Source organism: Acidimicrobiales bacterium, from assembly GCA_036273495.1.
Classification (GTDB): domain Bacteria; phylum Actinomycetota; class Acidimicrobiia; order Acidimicrobiales; family JAJPHE01; genus DASSEU01.
Genome location: DASUHN010000395.1, coordinates 1 through 17,329 on the forward strand (window position 1 = coordinate 1; position 17,329 = coordinate 17,329).

Sequence of the window (17,329 nt, forward strand, 5' to 3'; positions counted from 1 at the left end):
GGTCGTGGTGACCGGGGCCTCGTCGGGGCTGGGGCGGCGCTTCTGCCTGGACCTGGCGGAGCGGGGCGCAGCGGTGACGGGGCTGGCGCGGCGGGCCGACCGGCTGGCCGCGGTCGAGGAGGAGATGAAGCGCTCGTCTCCCGACTCGACCACGTCGGTGTGCGACGTCAGCGACACCGCCGCCTACGCGTCGGCGCTGGCCGCGATCGAGCGCGAGCGGGGATGCATCGACGTGCTCGTCAACAACGCCGGCATCGGCGCGCCCGAGGGGGCGCCGACCGTCGGGACGGAGGCCGTCGGCGCCTACCGCCAGGTCATGGAGACCAACTACTTCGCCGCCGTCACCGGGACGCTCACGGTGCTGCCGGGGATGCTGGCGCGGGGGCGCGGCGTGGTCGTGAACGTGTCGTCGGACACCGGCCGGGCGCCCAGCCCGGGGGAGGCGGCCTACTCGGCGTCGAAGGCGGCCCTCAGCGCCTTCACCGAGGCCCTGTCGTTCGACACCGAGGGAAGGGGCGTGCACCTGCACGTCCTGTACCCGGGCTGGGTGCCCACCGAGATGACGACGGGCCCGGGCGCCTCCGCCTCCGCGCCCCAGCCGCCCCGCATGGTACGTCGCAGCCAGGAGGAGGTCTCCCGGCTGGTCATCGGGCGCATCGGCGGGCCCCGGGTCGACATCGACGCCACCCGGGTGGCCCGCCTGGCGCCGATGGCCCGGTCGCTGTTCCCCTCGGCCTACCGACGCGGGGTGCGGCGCTCGGCGGGCTAGCCCCCCTCACTCGTCGATGGTGATGGCCCCCTCGGGGCAGGTGGCCGCCGCCCGGCGCACCACGTCGGCGCGCCCCGGGTCGACCTCCTCGGACGCCACATACGAGTGGCCGTCCTCCTCGCGAAGGAGGAACACGTCGGGGGCGGCGAGGGCGCAGAGGGTGTGGCCCTGGCAGACCTCGGGATCGACCCGGACCCTCACCGGTCGAGGCGCTCCTGCCAGCGGTCGAGCACCTCGGGCAGCGGCGCCCCTTCGGTCGGGATCGGCGTGAACCGGGCCGGGAGGTGCCGGTAGCCGTTGATGGTGCCGATGTCGTCGTAGCGGACGATCCCGGCGGGGTCGACCTCGTAGTCCGGCATCCGGCGCAGGACGGCGCCGAGCATGGTCTTGAAGGTGAGCCGGGCCAGGTTGGAGCCGATGCAGCGGTGGATGCCGAGGCCGAACCCGGTGTGGCGGTTGGGGAAGCGGTCGGGGACGATTTCGTCGGGACGCTCGAACGCCGCCGGGTCGTGGTTGCAGAGCCCGTAGGCCATCCACACCCGCTCTCCGGTGCGGAAGCGGTGCCCGGCCACCTCGCAGTCCCGGGTCACCGTCCGCCCGCCGCCCTGGGCCGGGGTGAAGAAGCGGACCAGCTCCTCGGTGGCCGTGTCGAGCAGGGCGGGATCGTCGAGCAGGCGCCGGCGGTGCTCCCGGTCGCGGTGGAGCCACTCGAGGGCGTGGGCGGTCAGAGCGGTCGTGGTGTCGAAGCCACCCCCGATGACCAGCAGGATCGTGCCCTCGATCCCGTCCTCGTCGAGGGGGGCGCCCGCCGCCCGGGCGTCGAGGAGGGCCTTGATGATCCCGGGCCGGGGCGTCTCCCGGGCGGTGGCGATCGACGCGGTGATGGCCTCGACCATCCGCAGGATCAGCCGGAAGGTGCGGACGAACTCGGGGCTGTTGGGGGGCGTGTACACCATGGCGTGGGCCGGCTCGCAGTAGACCTCCCAGTCCCCGAGGGGCATCCCGAGCAGCCCCATGGTGAGAACGGCGGGGACCACGTTGGCCAGGTCGTCGACGAAGTCGATCGTCCCGCTCCCCGACGTGGCGTCGATGCACGCGTTGGCGACGTCGAGGACCATCGGGCTCCAGCGCTCCACCGCCGCCGGGGACAGGAACGGGTTGAGCACCCGGCGGTAGTCCATGTGCTCGGGGGGGTCCATCTCGAGAAATCCGCCCCGCCCGTCCCCGTCGGGAGCCGGGATGGCGACGCCTTTGTACCCTTTGTCCCGGTCGCGGTCGTTCGAGAACAGCTCGGGGTGCTTGGCGATCTCCCCGAGGGCGTCCCGCCCGGTCACCACCCAGTAGCCGCCGTGGTGGTCGCTCCACACCACGGGCCCCTGCTCCCGCAGGCCCCGGCTGAGGCCGGGGTACCCCGACTTGTACTCGGGCGAGTGCTGGTCGAAGTCGACCACCACCCGCTCGCTTGCAGCCATCAGCGGAAGGTACCTCAAGGCGTTCTGCGGTTCTCCCGATCACTCAGTACAAGGGGGAGACATGAGCGGTACAGGCGATTCGCGGGCCTCGGAGGATCCGGTGGTGGGCCAGACGCCCCTCGTGGACCCGTCGCGGTCGCTGGAGGTGTGGCTGGGGGAGCACCCGACGGCCATGGCGGGCGCATTGAGCGCCGAAGGCACGCCCGTGGCCATGCCGCCCGGGGTGCCACTGCTGCCTTCCCACCAGGTCGACGGGCGCTCGTTCGTTGACCTCGTCGACGCCGCCGACTCCTCCAAGCTCGTCGGCGCCTTCGTGCAGGCCCGGGCCAACGGCATAGCGGTGACCCGGGTGCGGATGGCCGCGCCGCCGCACCGGACGCTCACCGTCCACTACATCGACACCCGGGAGGAGCACGGCGTCGTGCTGCGGTTCGCCGTGGTCGAGAACGGGGACGGATCCGAGCCGGTCAGCCCCGGCGCCATCGCCCCCGGCCGGCCCCGCCTGGCGACGCTGCGCAAGAGCACGGTGGCGACGATCCTGGCCGTCGACGAGGCCACGACCGAGATGCTCGGTTGGAGCTGGTCGGAGCTGATCGGGCGCCAGACCCTCGAGCTCATCCACCCCGACGACCACGCCCGGGCCATCGACAACTGGATGGAGTTCATCCGGGTGCGGGGCAGCCACGCCGTGCGCCTCCGCTACCTCCGCCAAGACGGATCGTGGCTGTGGCTGGAGACGTCCAACCAGTTCAAGGAGGAGCCGGGGGCCGAGCCGTCCGTCCTCTGCCAGCTGATCGACATCTCCGAGGAGATGGCCGCCCATGAGGCCCTGCGCCACGGCGAGCAGCTGCTCCGGCGGGTCACCGAGACGGTCCCGGTGGGGCTGGCCGAGCTGGCCGTCGACCGCTCGGTCACCTACTGCAACGGCCGGCTCCGCGACCTGTTGGCCTCCGACGAGGTCCGTTCGGTGGACCAGGTGCTGGCGGCCCTCCGGCTCGAGGACTCCGGGGTCCTCCAGGCGGCCATCGACGACGTCCTCGACCGGGGCCGTGATCTCGACGTGGACGTGCGCCTGGCCGGCACCGGGCGGGCGGCTGAGCGCCAGTGCCAGGTGGCGCTGCGCGCCGTGACCGACGAGCAGCGGATCCTCGGCGCCCTGCTGTGCGTAATGGACGTGACCGAGCTGAAGGTCCAGGCCGCCACCGACTCGCTCACCGGCGTGCACAACCGGCCCGCCATCCTGGACGCGGTGCGCCGGGCCCTTCAGGCCCGAGAGGACGTGTCGGTGATCTTCATCGACCTCGACCAGTTCAAGCCGGTGAACGACCGGTTCGGGCACGAGGTGGGTGACCGGCTCCTGGCCGAGATCGGCCACGCCCTGCACGCCACCGTCCGCCGGGGGGACGTGGTCGGCCGCATCGGGGGGGACGAGTTCCTCGTGGTGTGCCCCAACGTGGAGTCCCCTGGCGCCGCCCTGGAGCTGGCGGAGCGGCTGTCGGCGCGGATCGGGTCGTGCGGGTGGGGTCTCGGCCTCCAGCTGTCCGCCAGCCTGGGGGTGGCCCTGGTCCCCGCCGGGTCGGTCACCGCCGAGGAGGCCGTCGGACGGGCCGACGCCGCCATGTACGCGGCCAAGCGCACCCGGGGCGGGACGCCGGTCCTGTGGGACGAGGACCTGGCCTACGCCCGGGCCTGAGGCCGATGCGTGAGGTCCTACGCCCCCTCGACGGCTGACGGGTCGAGCCCCAGCAGGTCCATCGTCGTGCGGCCCGACCGGAGGTCCCTGAACATCCCCTGCTCCTTGGCGGCACGGGTCCGCCCCGCCTCGGCCACGTCGTCGATCCGGGCGGCGGCCACGACCGTCACTCCGTCGGCATCGGCCACTACCCAGTCCCCGGTCTCGAGTGCCACCCCCCCGACCTCGACGCGGCACCCGACGGCGCCGGGGCCGCCCTTGGTCGCACCGGGCAGGGCCACCAGGGCCGAGAACACCGGGAAGCCGTGCGCCTGCAGAGCCGCCACGTCGCGCACCCCTCCGTCGATCACCAGCCCGGCCACCCCGGCCGCCTCCGCCGCCGTGGTCAGGACCTCCCCCCAGTAGCCGCGCTCGGGAACGGCGGCGGCGTCGACCACGAGCACCGAGCCCGGGCCGGCCCGGGTCACCGCCACGTGGATCGCCAGGTTGTCGGCCGGGGCGCACGCCACGGTGTAGGCGGGACCGGCTACCCGGGCTCCCGCCCAGGCCGGGCGGATCCGGGGAGCCATCGGCAGTCCGCCCGACTCCCCCAGGGTGGCGGCGCCGAGCTCGAGCAGCTCCTCCCGGACGGGGCCGCCGGTCACGGCCCGCTGACCTCGGCGTCGGTGTACCCCGCCGGCTGGGCGTCCCCCTCGAAGCCGATGTAGCGCCAGCCGGCCAGGTCCCGGTTCCCGCCGTACTCGGGAGCGCCGTACATCCCCTCGCACGCGTGCTCGTAGACCAGCCCGGTGAACTCGGCGTGGTCACGCAGCCGCCGGTCCTGCTCCTCCTCCCCCAGCTCGGCAAAATCCGGTCCCAAGGCGGCCAGCCCGGCGCGGTACCGCTCCTGCAGGCCGACCACCGGGCCGTTGAACTCGCGCTCGGGGATGCCGCCCGACCCCTCGATCCGGGTGCGCCACGCCAGCTCCTGGTGCCGGTTGAGCGGGATGAACCGCCCGAACGACGCCTCTCCTCCCCGACGCCCCGAAAACGGACCGCCGGCCCAGATGCGCGGCGGGTCGAAGCTGAACGCCCCGAGGAAGGTGTCGATGTAGTCGACCACCCCGGCCTCGGTCGCACCGGGGTCCCGGTCGGTCGGGATCAAGCGGGCGCACACCGCCCGGATCACCGCATACTCGGCGTCGGAGAAGAAGACGGGCATGGCCGTCAGAACATAGCCACCCGCATGCATCCGCCGTTTACCGGAGGGAACATTGCTTCTACCCTGGGTCGGGCACCGGCGGATCATGCATCGGCGGATCGTGCATCGGCGACACAGAGACAGGGGTTCGTATGCGGATCGGGGGGAGGGTGGCTGCGGCCATCCTGACGGGATCGCTGGCCATCGCGGCCGCGGCGTGCGGCAGCAGTGGCTCGAGCGGCAACGCCTCGACGGGGACCACCTCGTCGGGATCGGGGTCGACCTCCGGCTCGGCGGCCCCGTCCACCGCCCCGGGGGTCACGGCCACCGAGATCCGGGTCGGCTCCATCTCGACCTTGACCGGAACCCTGGCCTCGAACTTCGAGTCACTGGTGCCCGGGGTCCAGGCCTACTTCGACTACGTCAACGCCAAGGGCGGGATCAACGGCCGCAAGCTCGTGATGGCCAACAGCCTCGACGACGGCGGCAACCCGAGCCAGTTCAACCAGCTGGCCCAGACGCTCATCAACCAGGACCACGTCTTTGCCGTCGTCGGGGTGGCCACCGCCTTCTTCTCCCCGAACATCTTCCAGGAGAACGGGATCCCGACCTACGGCTACGACGTGACCGGGAACTGGTCGGGCGCCCCCAACCTGTTCGCGGCGGGCGGATCGGTGCAGTGCACCAAGTGCGGGCAGCCGGAGATCAACTGGTTCGTCCACCAGGTGCAGCCCAAGAACGCCAACGTCGGGCTCCTGGCCCTCGGGTTCGCCTCCTCGGCCAACTCGTGCAAGGCCTTCAACGACGGCCTCACCCAGGCCGGCGTCAAGGTCGGCTTCACCGACTTCAACGTGCCCTACGGCGGCAATCCCGCCCCCGACGTCAAGCGGATGCAGCAGGCCGGAGTCAACACCTTCATCTCGTGCATGGATGTCAACTCGAACATCGCCGTGGCCCGGGCCATGAAGCAGTACGGCTACAACACCGTGAAGTCGCTCTGGCTCAACGGCAACGACCAGCCGACCCTCGACCAGTACCAGGACCTGATGCAGAACGTCTGGTTCAGCATCGCCCACGTTCCGTTCTCCTACGCCACCAGCGCCCCCTCCAAGTACCCGGGGCTCACCACCTACATCAACGCCATGAAGAAGTATGAGCCGAAGTGGACCCTGGACGAGGTGGCCCTGCAGGGCTGGGAGTCGGCCGCCCTGTTCACCCAGGCCGTGAAGGCGGCGGGGAGCAACCTGACCCAGGCCAACGTGGTGGCCGAGACCAACAAGATCACGAACTTCACCGCTGGCCTCTTCGCCCCGGTCAACTGGACCGAGGCCCACGACGTGAGCCTGGTCAAGCCCCCCTACTGCGCGGCCTGGATCCAGGTGGTGGGGGACAAGTTCGTCCCCGCCTTCGACAGGAACAACGGCGCCTTCCAGTGCTTCGGCGCCGACGTCGTGCACCCGACGATGGTGACGCCGCCGGCGGGCACGCCCGGTGCTTGACCGGCCCGGCCCGGTAGCCGGCCGCTAGCGGACGGCGGGGTCGGCGGTGGAGCAGTTCCTGGGATTTGCCATACCGGGGATCCCGTTCGGCTGCACCTACGCGCTGTTTGCCGTCGGGCTGGTGCTCACCTACCAGGCCACCGGGGTGTTCAACTTCGCCTTCGGGGCCCAGGCCTTTGCTGCTGCCTTCGTGTACACCTGGGCCACCCAGATCCACCACTTCCCGGTGGCGGCGGCGTTCGTCCTGACCGTGCTGGTGATGTCCCCGGCCCTGGGCCTCCTGTTCGACCACTTCCTGTTCTCCCGGATCCCGGCCCAGAGGAACATGGCCAAGGTGGTGACCGGCCTGAGCCTGTTCGTGGGCATCCCGGCCCTGCTTCCGGTCGTGTTCGGCAACCAGAACCTGCTCAACTCCCCGAGCGTCTTCTGGAACATCGACACCGTGTACTTCACGGTGTTCGGCACCCCGATCAACGGCGCCGAGCTCACCGTGATGGTGGTCACGGGGGTGGCCCTGGCCGGCCTGGTCGTGATGATGCGGCTCACCCCCCTGGGACTGCAGATGCGGGGGGCGGTGGAGAGCCGCCGGCTGGTGCAGCTCGACGGGGTGAACGCGCGCGCCGTGGTGGCCATCGCGTGGGTGGTCTCGAGCATCCTCGCCGGCCTGTCCGGCGTCCTGCTGGCCCCGCTGTTCGCCCAGGTACAGGCGATCGGCTTCACCACCCTGATGGTGGCGGCGGTGGCAGCGGCGGCCTGGGCGGCGCTGCGGTCGCTTCCCGTGGCGGCAGCGGTGGCCATCCTCGTCGGGGTGCTGGAGTCGGTCTTCCAGGGCTACCTGCCGACTTCGTCGTGGCTCTACTCGGCGGTGCTGCCGGCCTTCCCGTTCATCGTGCTGGCGGTGGCCCTGCTCGTGGTGCCCGGCCTGCGCACCCTCGAGACGGACCGTGACCCGCTGGCGTCGGTCGACCCCCCGCCCCCTCCGCCCCTGCGCACCATCCGGCTGCCGGTGATGGACCGCATCATCCGGGTCACGTGGTACGCCATGCTGGCCGCCTTCATCGTCTCGATGCTGACGTGGATGCCCCGGACTTGGGAGAACGTCTTCAACTCCGGACTGGCGTTCTCGACGATCTTCCTGTCGGTGACCCTGATCACCGGGATGGCCGGCCAGCTCTCGCTGGCCCAGGGGACGCTGGCGGGGGTCGGGGCGTTCGCCGCCGCCCAGGTGGCCCACCACCTCGGGCTCAACATGCTCCTCGGGGGCCTGATCGGGGCCCTGGCCGCGGCGGCGGTGGCGGTGGTCCTGGCGCTGCTGTCGCTCCGCCTGGCCGGCCTGGGCCTGGCGCTGATGACCCTGGCCGGGGCCCTGTTCTTCGACAATGCGGTGTTCAACCAGTCGGGCGTCAGCAACGGGGCCCAGGGTCTGTCGATCAGCCAGGACTGGGTGGCGCCGTTCCACTTCTTCGACCCCAACGGGCACCAGCTGTTCGTGCTGGCGATGGTTGCCCTGGTCCTCTGCGTCATCGTCGTCAACCTGGTGCGCAAAGGGACCACCGGGCGCTTCCTGGCCGCCATGCGCGGGAGCGAGACCGGGGCCGCCGGCATCGGCATCGACCTCTCCCGCCAGCGGATCACCGTGTTCGCCCTGGCCGGGGTGATCGCCGGCATCGGCGGGACGGTGTTCACCATCCAGCAGCAGGTGGCCAACGCCGAGCAGTGGAACTACGAGCTGTCGGTGGCGTTCGTGGTGATCGTGGTCACCACCGGCGTGAGCACGGTGGAGGGCGCCATCCAGGGTGGGATGGGCTTCGTGGTCACCCAGCAGCTCCTCACCTACCTGCCCGGCCGCTTCGGCGGCTCGAGCCTGGTGTTCGTGGGATTCGCCTTTGGGGCCCTCACCTACGCCGCCCACCCCGAGGGCGTGCTCGAGTACCAGAAGGCCCGCGCGACCCTCAAGTGGCAGAAGCGGATCTTCGAGCGTCGGGGACCGCCGATGGCGCCTCCAACCGAGAGGGTGCCGGTGCTGGCCGATGGGTGAGACCCTGCTGGCCGTCGAGAACCTGACCAAGTCCTTCGGGGGGGTGGCGGCGGTCTCCCAGGTGGACCTGCGCGTGGACGCCGGGGAGACGGTGGCCCTGATCGGACCCAACGGGGCCGGCAAGACCACGCTGTTCAACTGCGTGTGCGGGCAGCTGACCCCGGACGAGGGCGCGGTCGTGTTCAACGGGGAGACCATCCACGATCTCCCGACGTTCCGGCGGGCCCGCCTCGGGATCGGCCGCACCTATCAGCGCATCGAGGTGTTCCCGGAGCTCTCGGTGCGCGACCACCTGCTGGTGGCGGAACGGGCGCGGGGCGGGCAGGGCCGGCTGTGGAAGGACCTGCTCAACCGGAGCCGGCCCGACCGCGACGAGATGTCCCGGGTCTACTCCGTGCTCGACCTGGTGGGGCTGGCCGACCTGGCCGACACCCTCGTCGCCGCCCTCGGTCTCGGCCTGTGCCGGGTCGTGGAGCTGGCCCGGGCCCTGGTCATGGACCCCGAGCTGCTCCTGGCCGACGAGCCCTCGTCCGGCCTCGACATCCACGAGACCCGCCAGCTGGCCGAGGTGCTGCGCGCCATCCAGGGCCAGCGGGGGATGGCCGTGCTCCTGGTCGAGCACAACCTGGCCCTGGTCGACCAGGTCGCCGACCGGGTGGTGGTCATGGACCTGGGCCGGGTCGTGGCCGAGGGGACGTTCGGCGAGGTGATGGAGGACCCGGCGGTGCGCTCCGCCTACCTCGGGGTGAAGGCGTGACCGCCCCCGCCCTCGAGGTCGACTCGCTCAGCGCCGCCTACGGCCCCTACCGGGCCCTGTTCGGCGTGACCTTCTCGGTCCCGCCGGGCGGGGTCGTGGCCCTGCTGGGCTCCAACGGGGCCGGCAAGTCGACCGTGGCGCGGGTCGTGACCGGGCTCCTGCGCGCCACCGCCGGCCGGGTGTCGGTGCGGGGCGTCGACGTCACCAACCAGGCGCCCTACAAGCTGGCGCGTGAAGGAGTTGCGCACGTGGTGGAGGGGCGGGCCGTCTTCGCCCAGCTGACCGTGGAGGAGAACCTCACCCTGGCCTTCCGGCAGCGGGCCGGGCGGGCGCGGCTGGCCGAGTCGCTCGAGCGGGCCTACCAGGCGTTCCCGGCCCTCGCCGACCGCCGGCGGCAGCGGGGGGGCACCCTGTCGGGAGGCGAGCAGCGGATGCTCTCGCTGGCCAAGGTCATGGTGGTACCGCCCCGCCTGCTGGTGGCCGACGAGCTGTCGCTCGGGCTGGCGCCGGCGGTCGTCGACAAGGTCTACGAGAGCCTGCGGCTGATCCACGCCTCGGGCACCGCCCTGCTCATCGTCGAGCAGCACGTGGACCGGGTGCTCGAGCTGGCGTCGGGCGCCGTGGTGCTCGAGCACGGCGCGGTGGCCTTCGACGGGCCGGCCGACCAGGCCCTCGCCGCCGTCGAGGCGGTGCTGGCGGCCCGGCACGAGGTGGCCGTCACCGGCGCGGCCGAGGGCTGAGGCGGTGGACCTGGGGCTGGCCGGGGCCGCCGTGGCCGTGACGGGAGGGACCAAGGGCATGGGGCGGGCGGCGGCGGAGTGCTTCGCCGCCGACGGCGCCCGGGTGGCGGTGCTGGCACGGGGCGCGGCGGCCCTCGACGAGACGGCGGCGGCGCTGGCGGCGCTCGGGAGCCCCGACGTGGCGGTCGTGGCCGTCGACGTGACCGACCGGGCGGCGGTCGAGGGGGCCTTTGGCGAGATCCGGTCGCGATGGGGTGAGCTCAACGCCCTGGTCAACACCGTCGGGCCCGGAGCGGGCCGCCTCGACGAGTTGAGTGACGAGCAGTGGGAGCAGACCTTTGCCCTCGGGACCATGGCGGCCGTGCACTGCGTGCGTGCCGCCCTCCCCCTGTTGCGCGCAGCCGGGTGGGCGCGCGTCGTGAACGTGTCGGCCCACTCCATCCAGCGCCAGAGCCCGATGCTGGTCGCCTACACGGCGTCGAAGGCCGCTCTGACGAGCATCTCCAAGAACCTGGCCCGGTCCCTGGCCCCGGAGGGCATCCTCGTCAACACCGTTAGCCCCGGGACCATCGTCACCGCCAGCTTCACCGAGAACCTGAAGGCGGTCCTCGACGAGCTCGGTCTCGACGCCTCCGACCCCCACGACGTCATGCGCTGGATAGCCGACACCTTCCACCAGCCCGCCGACCTGGGCCGGGCCGGGATCCCCGACGAGGTCGGGGCGGTGATCGCCTTCCTGGCGTCGCGGCGGAACGGCTACGTCACGGGGGCCAACGTCAACGTCGACGGGGGTTCGGACTTCGTCTGACCGGTCCCGCTGACGGCCTCCCGTCCGGGTCGCTCAGGCCCCCGGCCCGCCCACGACCGTGATGTCCTCCGCCCGGCGGGACTCGAGCAGGGCCCGCAGGTCGGGGGCGTCGACGGGCCGGGAGAAGTAGTAGCCCTGGGCGTAGTCGCAGCCCAGGCCGGCCAGGACCTCGGCCTGCTGGCGGGTCTCGACCCCCTCGGCCACCGCCGTCAGGCGCATGGTCCGGGCCAGCGAGACGATGGCGCTGGCGAGCGACGACTCGCCTTCCCCGTCGCCGATGGGGGCCACGAACGACCGGTCGATCTTCAAGATGTCGACGGGGAAGCGATCCAGGTAGCTGAGCGACGAGTAGCCGGTGCCGAAATCGTCGACGGCCAGCCGCACCCCGAGGGCCTTGAGCTCGTGCAGCTTGCGGATGGCGCGCTCGCTGTCGGTCATCATCCCCGTCTCGGTGATCTCGAGGGTGAGGCACGCCGGCGCCAGCCCGGAGGACTCGAGCGCCTCCCGCACCTCGTCCACGATCTCGTCGTGGTACAGCTGGCCGGGGGAGATGTTGACGCTGACCGCCAGCTCGTCGACCCCGAGGCCGGCCCCCTGCCACTCCCGGGTCTGCCGGCAGGCCCGGTTGAGCACCTGGCGCCCGATCTCGCGGATGAGCCCGGTCTCCTCCGCCAGGGTGATGAAGCTGCCCGGCGCAAGGACGCCGCGCGTCGGGTGGCGCCAGCGCACCAGGGCCTCCACCCCCGCGATCACCGAGCCGTCGGCGGTGACGATCGGCTGGTAGGCGACGTCCAGCTCGTCGCGGCCCAGGCCCCGCCGCAGGTCGACCTCGAGCTCAAGACGCTCGAGCGCCCGGGTGTGCATGTCCGAGCGGAAGATCTGGTAGCCGCCGCGGTGGTGACGCTTGGCGGTGTACATGGCCAGGTCGGCGTTGCGGAGCAGCTGGTCCCCGCTGATCCCGACCGACCCGAAGGCGATCCCGATGCTGGCGCCGATCACGACCTCCCGGCCCGCGGGCCGGAACGGGCGGAGCAGGGCCGAGATGATCCGCTGCGCCACGACGGTGGCCTCGTGCTCGCTGGTGAGGTCCTCGAGCAGCACGGCAAACTCGTCCCCCCCGAGCCGGGCGGCGGTGTCGGTGATCCGGAGGCAGCCCTGGACCCGCTCGGCCATGCTCGTGAGCAGCTCGTCCCCGGCGGTGTGGCCCAGGCTGTCGTTGATGTTCTTGAAGCCGTCGAGGTCGAGGAAGAGGACGGCCAGGGGGCCACCGCGGCGGCTGAGCCGGGCCAGCGAGTGGTTGACGCGGTCGCGGAACAGCGCCTGGTTGGCCAGCCCGGTCAGGGAGTCGTGGAAGGCCTGGTGGGCCAGCTCCTGCTCCAGGCGGCGCTGCTCGGTCACGTCCCGGAAGCTCCAGACCCGCCCGGCGATGGCGCCGTCCACCCGCTGCGGGGTGGAGAAGCGGTCGACGGTGCGGCCGTCCCGGAAGCGGAGCACGTCGTGGCTCGACTCCTCGGGTTGGGCGTACAGCTCCCGGACCTTGCCGATGAACGACTCCGGGTCCGACAGCTGACGCAGGACGAAGGACAGGGCCTGGTCGTCGTCCCGGGTGGCGAGCACCGTGTCAGGGATGCCCCACAGCTCGGCGAAGCGGCGGTTGTAGCTGGTGATCCGCCCCTCGCTGTCGACGACCAAGATGCCGTCGGCGGTGGCGTCGAGAGTGGCGGAGAGCAGCGAGAGGGTGCGACGCAGGTCGTCCTCCCCGTCCTTCACGCTGCGGAGGAAGGCCTCGTTCAGCCGCCACGAGGCCATGCCGGCCCCGCTCATCGCCAGCACGAACACGCCGTGGATGGCCGCCCACTTCCAGGGGTCGTCGATGGCCGACTGGTGGTCGAACACCACCGACGGCGCCAGGACTCCCGCCAGGCCGTGCTGCAGGACGACGTAGCCGATGGCGACCAGGAACGGCCACCAGTCCTGGTACAGCGTGATGATGCCGACCATCACGAAGTAGTGGAAGTGCATCTCGGTGGCGCCGGCCGACAGCCACACCAGCTCGGCGGAGCAGGTCAACAGGCCCACGGCGGTGACCACGGTGGCCACCCGCCGGTGACCCCGGAGGGTGTGGGCGGCTATCCCGAACGGCGCCAGGAGGCCCGGGATCAGCATCGCCTCCCACACCGGGCGGCTCCGCGCCAGGGCAAAGATGGCGATCCCGGGCAGGTGGATCCACAGCACGGCGCTGATCCAGCGGTGGCGCTGGGCCCAGACCTCCTCGGGCAGGGGGGTCCCCTGGGGGAGGAGCGCACGCAGGCGGTGGGCGACGGGGCGCCACCGGAGGGGCCGGCCCCGGGGCAGGGCGCGGGCGAGGAGCACGCACGCGGCGACCACGGCCAGCTCGACGGCGGACGCCGCAATGTCGAGGCGGCCGAACTCCTCGGGTGACCAGGTCTCGGGCCCGACCGGCAGCCCCACGGTTCGCGAGACCAGCCACAACCCGACGGTGGCGGCATTGACGGCGGCCCCGAAGACAAGGACCGTCCGGGTCGGACGGGCCAGCACGACCGCTCCCCACGCCAGCTGGAACGTGGCCAGCAGGGCAAAGAAGACGCCGTAGGCGGTCGCCTCCTGGAAGTGCTCGGGACACACCGAGATGTGGATGCCGGCCACGAGCGCCGAGGCGGTTGCCAGGGCCTGCCGCCTCCGGTCGGCGGAGCGGGCGCTGCCCCACCAGCTCCGGGCGGTGGGGCCCAGGCTGGACACCAGAGAGCCGCCGAGGACGGTGGCCGGAGCGGGCCGGCGCAGGGCCAGGGCGGCCATCAGCGGGGCGATCAGGAAGCCGGCGTAATGCCAGAGCGGGTGCCCGGCCACGGCGGCGGCGGCGAGCACCCTCATCGGTCCCGGACCGCGCTTATTGACCGGCTCGGGGACATGGAACTAGTTCGGCCGGTGGCCCGATCTGGTCAAGCGTCATTCCCGCCGGGCGTTGACACCAATGATCAGGGCGCCGGCGTGGCCGCCTCCTGACCGGAGCCCACCGGTGTCAGCTCGAGGCGGTGGGTGGTGTCCACCGCCTCCAGCAGCCAACGATCGTGGGACACGAGGATCAGAGTGCCGCCGTAGCCGGCCAGCGCCTCCTCGAGCTGCTCGATGGCGGCCAGGTCGAGATGGTTGGTCGGCTCGTCGAGGACGAGCAGGTTCACCCCGGCGGCCTGGAACACGGCCAGCTCGAGGCGGGTGCGCTCCCCCGGGGACAGCGACCCGGCCGGGCGGGCCACGTGTGAGGCGCCGAGACCGAACTTGGCGAGGAGGGAGCGCCCCTCGGGAACGGTGAGACCCGAGCGGGAGAGGAAGCCGTCGAGCACGGGCCGGTCGGGAGGGAAGCCGAGGCGGTCCTGGCCCAGCTCGCCCACGGCGACGCTGGGACCGAGGTAGCGGCTGCCTCCGGTCAGCGGCAGCAGGCCGAGCAGCGCCTTCACGAGCGTGGTCTTGCCGCTCCCGTTGGGCCCCACCACCGCCAGCCGGTCACCCCAGCGGACCTCGAGGTCGACCGGGCCGAGCCGGAACCGGCCCCGTTCCATCACGGCGCCGTCCAGGCGCGCCACCACCGCGCCGGAGCGGGGCGCCTCGTCGATCGAGAACCGGAGGTCCCATCCCTCCCACGGCTTGTCGACGACGTCCATCCGCTCGAGGGCCCGCTCGGTCATGCGCGACCGGGACGCCAGCTTCTCGGTGCGGTTGATCCGGAAGTCCCTCTGCGCCTTGTCGTTGTCGCGGGGCGCCCGCTTCTCCCGGCGGGTCCCGGTCGTGGCCCAGTCCCGCTCCCGACGGGCCCGGTCGAGGAGGCGGCGGCGCTCCTGCCGGTAGACGGCGTGGGCCTCCTCGGCCTGGGCCCGGGCGCGGGCCCGTTCCTCCAGGTAGGCGGACCAACCGCCGCGGAACAGCCGCGAGGTGCGGGAGTGCTCGTCGATCTCCAGCACGGACGTGATCGTCCGCTCGAGGAAGGCCCGGTCGTGGGAGACGACGAGCACGCCGCCCCGCCCGACCACGAAGGCCTCCAGCTGGTCGAGGCCGGAGAAGTCGAGGTCGTTGGTGGGCTCGTCGAGCAGGATGACGTCGAAGCGCGACAGCAGGACGGCCGCCAGCGACACCCGGGCCGCCTCCCCGCCCGAGAGGGCGGCCGTCGGCAGCTCGAGCACCCGGGGCGGCAGCCCGAGCTCGGCGGTGACGGTCTCGATCCGGGCGTCGAGGTCGGCCGCGCCCAGGGCGGTCCAGCGGTGCAGGGCCGTGGCGTAGCGATCGGAGGCCCCCTCGGCGCCCCGGGCCAGGGCGTCGGCGGCCGCCTCGAGCTCGGCGTCGGCGGCGGCGATCCCCGTGCGCCGGCGCAGGTGGGCCAGCACCGCCTCGTCGAGGCGCCGGTCCGGCTCCTGGGCCAGGTAGCCCACGGTGGCGTCGGGCGGAGCCAGCTCGACGGTGCCCGCGTCGGGGCGGTCGAGCCCGGCCAGTATCCGCAGGAGGGTGGTCTTGCCCACCCCGTTGGGGCCCACGACCCCGGTGCGGGCCTCGGGCCCGACGGTGACGGAGACGTCGGCCAGGACCACCTCCCGGCCCCGCTCGCGGCGCAGGCCGCGGGCGGTCAGGACCGCGTGGCGGCCCGCAGCGTCAGGACTTGGCGCGGTAGATGACCTGCAGCTCGGTGAAGCCGTAGTAGCCCCACGGCCCGTTCTCCACCCCGATCCCGCTCCACTTGGCGCCCCCGAACGGCTGGTGGGGAGCCAGGGCCAGGTGGGAGTTCACCCACGCCGTCCCGCACTCGAGGCGGGCGGCCACCTCGCCGCCCCGCTCCGGGTCGGCGCTCCACACCGAGCCGGACAGGCCGAAGTGGGTGGCGTTGGCCCGCTCCACGGCGTCGTCGAGGTCGCGGTAGGCGACGACGGGCAGGGCCGGGCCGAACTGCTCCTCGTCGACGATGCGGGTGCCGTCGGAGACGTCGGCCAGGATCGTCGGCTCGAAGAAGTAGCCGTTCCCGTCCATGGGCTTGCCGCCCGTGACCGCCTTGGCCCCGCCCTTGACGGCGTCGGCCACCAGCTCCTTGACCCGCTCGAACTGAGGCTTGTTGTTGATCGGCCCCAGCTGGGTCCCCTCGGCGGTGCCGTCCCCGACCTTCACCGAACGGGCCCGCTCGGCCAGGGCCTCGACGACGTCGTCGTAGAGGCGCTCGGGGACATAGACCCGCTTGATGGCCGAGCAGACCTGACCGTTGTTCTGGAACGCCCCCCAGAACAGCTTGTCGGCGATGGCCGCGGGCTCGACGTCGTCGAGGATGATGGCGGGGTCGTTGCCGCCGAGCTCGAGGGTGACGCGCTTCAGGTCGGGCGCGGCGGCGGCGGCCACGTGCTTGCCGGTGGCCACCGAGCCGGTGAAGCTGATCTTGCGGGGGACCGGGTGCGACGTCATCCACTTGCCCAGCTCGTCCCCACCGCTGACCACGTTGAGGACTCCGGGCGGGAGGATGTCGCGCAGCAGCTCACCGAGCTTGAGGGTGCTGAGCGGCGTGTACGGGGACGGCTTCAGCACCATGGTGTTGCCGGCCAGCAGGGCGGGGGCGATCTTCCACGACGCGAGCACCAGGGGGAAGTTCCACGGGGTGATGGCCGCCACCACCCCCAGCGGCTTGCGGATGACCTCGGCGTAGGCGTTGCCGTCGTCCTGGATGACCTCGGGCTCGAGCTCCAGGTCGGCGTAGTACTTGAACCAGATGCCGGCCCCGAAGACCTCGGTGCCAGCGTCGGACAGCGGCTTGCCCTGCTCGGAGGTCAGCACCGGGCCCAGCTCCGCTGCCACGCCGAAGAGGGCGTCACCGATCTTGTGGAGGGTCTGGCGGCGCAGCTTCTCGTCCAGGCGCCAGTCCCGGTAGGCCTTGGCCGCCGACTCGAAGGCGGCGTCGAGCTGCTCCTTGGTGCAGTCGGGCGCCTCGGCGTACACCGAGCCCGTGGCCGGGTTGACGACCTCGAAGGTCTTCTCGGTCGGCGCCGCCGAGCCGCTGATGGTCATGCTGAAGTCGGCCATTTGAACCCCCATCCGGAACGCGCTTTCGGGGGGCCACGCTACCGGGAGCCCTGGGGGCCAGCCACTCCGCTACCGGCGCAGGGCCACCACCGAGCTGGAGGGGTGGTTGAGCATGCACCGCTTGCGCTCCCACTCCTCCAGCCACTCCTCGAGCTCACGGGCGGGGACCGGTCGGGACAGGTAGTAGCCCTGGGCCCGGGCGCATCCCAGCTGGCGGAGCCGCTCCCAGGTGAGACCGTCCTCGATCCCCTCGGCCACGACGTCCAGCTCGAGGTGGCGGGCCAGGTCGATGGTGGCCCCGACCACC

15 protein-coding genes are annotated in these 17,329 nt (G+C 72.3%); 7 read left to right on the forward strand and 8 right to left on the reverse strand.

Annotation, left to right across the window (positions count from 1 at the left end):
* Nucleotides 1-769: SDR family NAD(P)-dependent oxidoreductase (locus VFW24_17245; protein ID HEX5268513.1), on the forward strand; the 769-nt coding region annotated here is incomplete at its 5' end.
* Nucleotides 770-775: 6 nt separating this feature from the next.
* Here VFW24_17245 and VFW24_17250 read toward each other — a convergent pair.
* Together VFW24_17250 and VFW24_17255 are read right to left on the reverse strand one after the other, a co-directional pair.
* Entirely contained in the window at nt 776-970 is a 195-nt protein-coding gene (locus VFW24_17250; GenBank protein HEX5268514.1) for a ferredoxin, read from the reverse strand.
* Complete coding sequence (locus VFW24_17255; protein HEX5268515.1) at nt 967-2,241, reverse strand: cytochrome P450; 1,275 nt, start codon at nt 2,239-2,241, stop codon at nt 967-969. The genes VFW24_17250 and VFW24_17255 overlap by 4 nt, the downstream gene beginning before the upstream one ends.
* 103 nt (nt 2,242-2,344) lie before the next feature.
* On the opposite strand from VFW24_17255, the gene VFW24_17260 reads away from it, so the two are divergent.
* Nucleotides 2,345-3,934, forward strand: coding sequence for a diguanylate cyclase (locus VFW24_17260; GenBank protein HEX5268516.1), 1,590 nt, complete (start codon nt 2,345-2,347; stop codon nt 3,932-3,934).
* 17 nt (nt 3,935-3,951) lie between these two features.
* Here VFW24_17260 and VFW24_17265 read toward each other — a convergent pair whose 3' ends face one another.
* Both VFW24_17265 and VFW24_17270 read right to left on the reverse strand, forming a co-directional pair.
* Nucleotides 3,952-4,578 carry a hypothetical protein gene (locus tag VFW24_17265; GenBank protein HEX5268517.1) on the reverse strand — a complete coding sequence of 209 codons (627 nt, stop codon included), beginning with the start codon at nt 4,576-4,578 and terminating at the stop codon, nt 3,952-3,954.
* A complete protein-coding gene (locus VFW24_17270; GenBank protein HEX5268518.1) occupies nt 4,575-5,135 on the reverse strand; it encodes a gluconate 2-dehydrogenase subunit 3 family protein in 561 nt (186 codons plus the stop codon). Before VFW24_17270 ends, VFW24_17265 begins: the two co-directional genes overlap by 4 nt.
* 149 nt (nt 5,136-5,284) lie before the next feature.
* Here VFW24_17270 and VFW24_17275 point away from each other — a divergent pair, with 149 nt between their 5' ends.
* The 5 genes from VFW24_17275 to VFW24_17295 are packed head-to-tail and all read left to right on the forward strand — an operon-like array spanning nt 5,285 to nt 10,956.
* Nucleotides 5,285-6,613, forward strand: a complete 1,329-nt coding sequence (locus VFW24_17275) for an ABC transporter substrate-binding protein (GenBank protein ID HEX5268519.1) — start codon at nt 5,285-5,287, stop codon at nt 6,611-6,613.
* A gap of 46 nt (nt 6,614-6,659) precedes the next feature.
* Nucleotides 6,660-8,651 carry an ABC transporter permease gene (locus tag VFW24_17280; protein ID HEX5268520.1) on the forward strand — a complete coding sequence of 664 codons (1,992 nt, stop codon included), beginning with the start codon at nt 6,660-6,662 and terminating at the stop codon, nt 8,649-8,651.
* Nucleotides 8,644-9,408: an ABC transporter ATP-binding protein gene (locus VFW24_17285; GenBank protein HEX5268521.1), complete on the forward strand. Its 765-nt coding sequence runs from the start codon at nt 8,644-8,646 to the stop codon at nt 9,406-9,408. The genes VFW24_17280 and VFW24_17285 overlap by 8 nt, the downstream gene beginning before the upstream one ends.
* Nucleotides 9,405-10,148 (forward strand): ABC transporter ATP-binding protein, encoded by a 744-nt coding sequence (locus VFW24_17290; protein HEX5268522.1) that lies wholly within the window; start codon nt 9,405-9,407, stop codon nt 10,146-10,148. Before VFW24_17285 ends, VFW24_17290 begins: the two co-directional genes overlap by 4 nt.
* A 4-nt stretch (nt 10,149-10,152) precedes the next feature.
* Complete coding sequence (locus VFW24_17295) at nt 10,153-10,956, forward strand: SDR family oxidoreductase (protein HEX5268523.1); 804 nt, start codon at nt 10,153-10,155, stop codon at nt 10,954-10,956.
* A 33-nt stretch (nt 10,957-10,989) separates the two neighbouring features.
* Here the strand turns inward: VFW24_17295 and VFW24_17300 are convergent, their stop codons facing one another.
* The 4 genes from VFW24_17300 to VFW24_17315 form a co-directional block, all read right to left on the reverse strand.
* A complete protein-coding gene (locus VFW24_17300) occupies nt 10,990-13,848 on the reverse strand; it encodes an EAL domain-containing protein (protein HEX5268524.1) in 2,859 nt (952 codons plus the stop codon).
* 104 nt (nt 13,849-13,952) lie between these two features.
* Entirely contained in the window at nt 13,953-15,554 is a 1,602-nt protein-coding gene (locus VFW24_17305; protein ID HEX5268525.1) for an ABC-F family ATP-binding cassette domain-containing protein, read from the reverse strand.
* A gap of 61 nt (nt 15,555-15,615) precedes the next feature.
* Nucleotides 15,616-17,022: an aldehyde dehydrogenase family protein gene (locus VFW24_17310; GenBank protein ID HEX5268526.1), complete on the reverse strand. Its 1,407-nt coding sequence runs from the start codon at nt 17,020-17,022 to the stop codon at nt 15,616-15,618.
* A gap of 69 nt (nt 17,023-17,091) precedes the next feature.
* Nucleotides 17,092-17,329, reverse strand: a 238-nt coding sequence (locus VFW24_17315) for an EAL domain-containing protein (GenBank protein HEX5268527.1), incomplete at its 5' end; no start/stop codon positions are given.

Bases quoted from the DNA above. Each gene is read 5' to 3' on its own strand.
- VFW24_17255 (HEX5268515.1), bottom strand. From the start codon at position 2,241: ATGGCTGCAAGCGAGCGGGTGGTGGTCGACTTCGACCAGCACTCGCCC.
- VFW24_17270 (HEX5268518.1), bottom strand. From the start codon at position 5,135: ATGCCCGTCTTCTTCTCCGACGCCGAGTATGCGGTGATCCGGGCGGTG.
- VFW24_17285 (HEX5268521.1), top strand. From the start codon at position 8,644: ATGGGTGAGACCCTGCTGGCCGTCGAGAACCTGACCAAGTCCTTCGGG.
- VFW24_17300 (HEX5268524.1), bottom strand. From the start codon at position 13,848: ATGAGGGTGCTCGCCGCCGCCGCCGTGGCCGGGCACCCGCTCTGGCAT.
- VFW24_17310 (HEX5268526.1), bottom strand. From the start codon at position 17,022: ATGGCCGACTTCAGCATGACCATCAGCGGCTCGGCGGCGCCGACCGAG.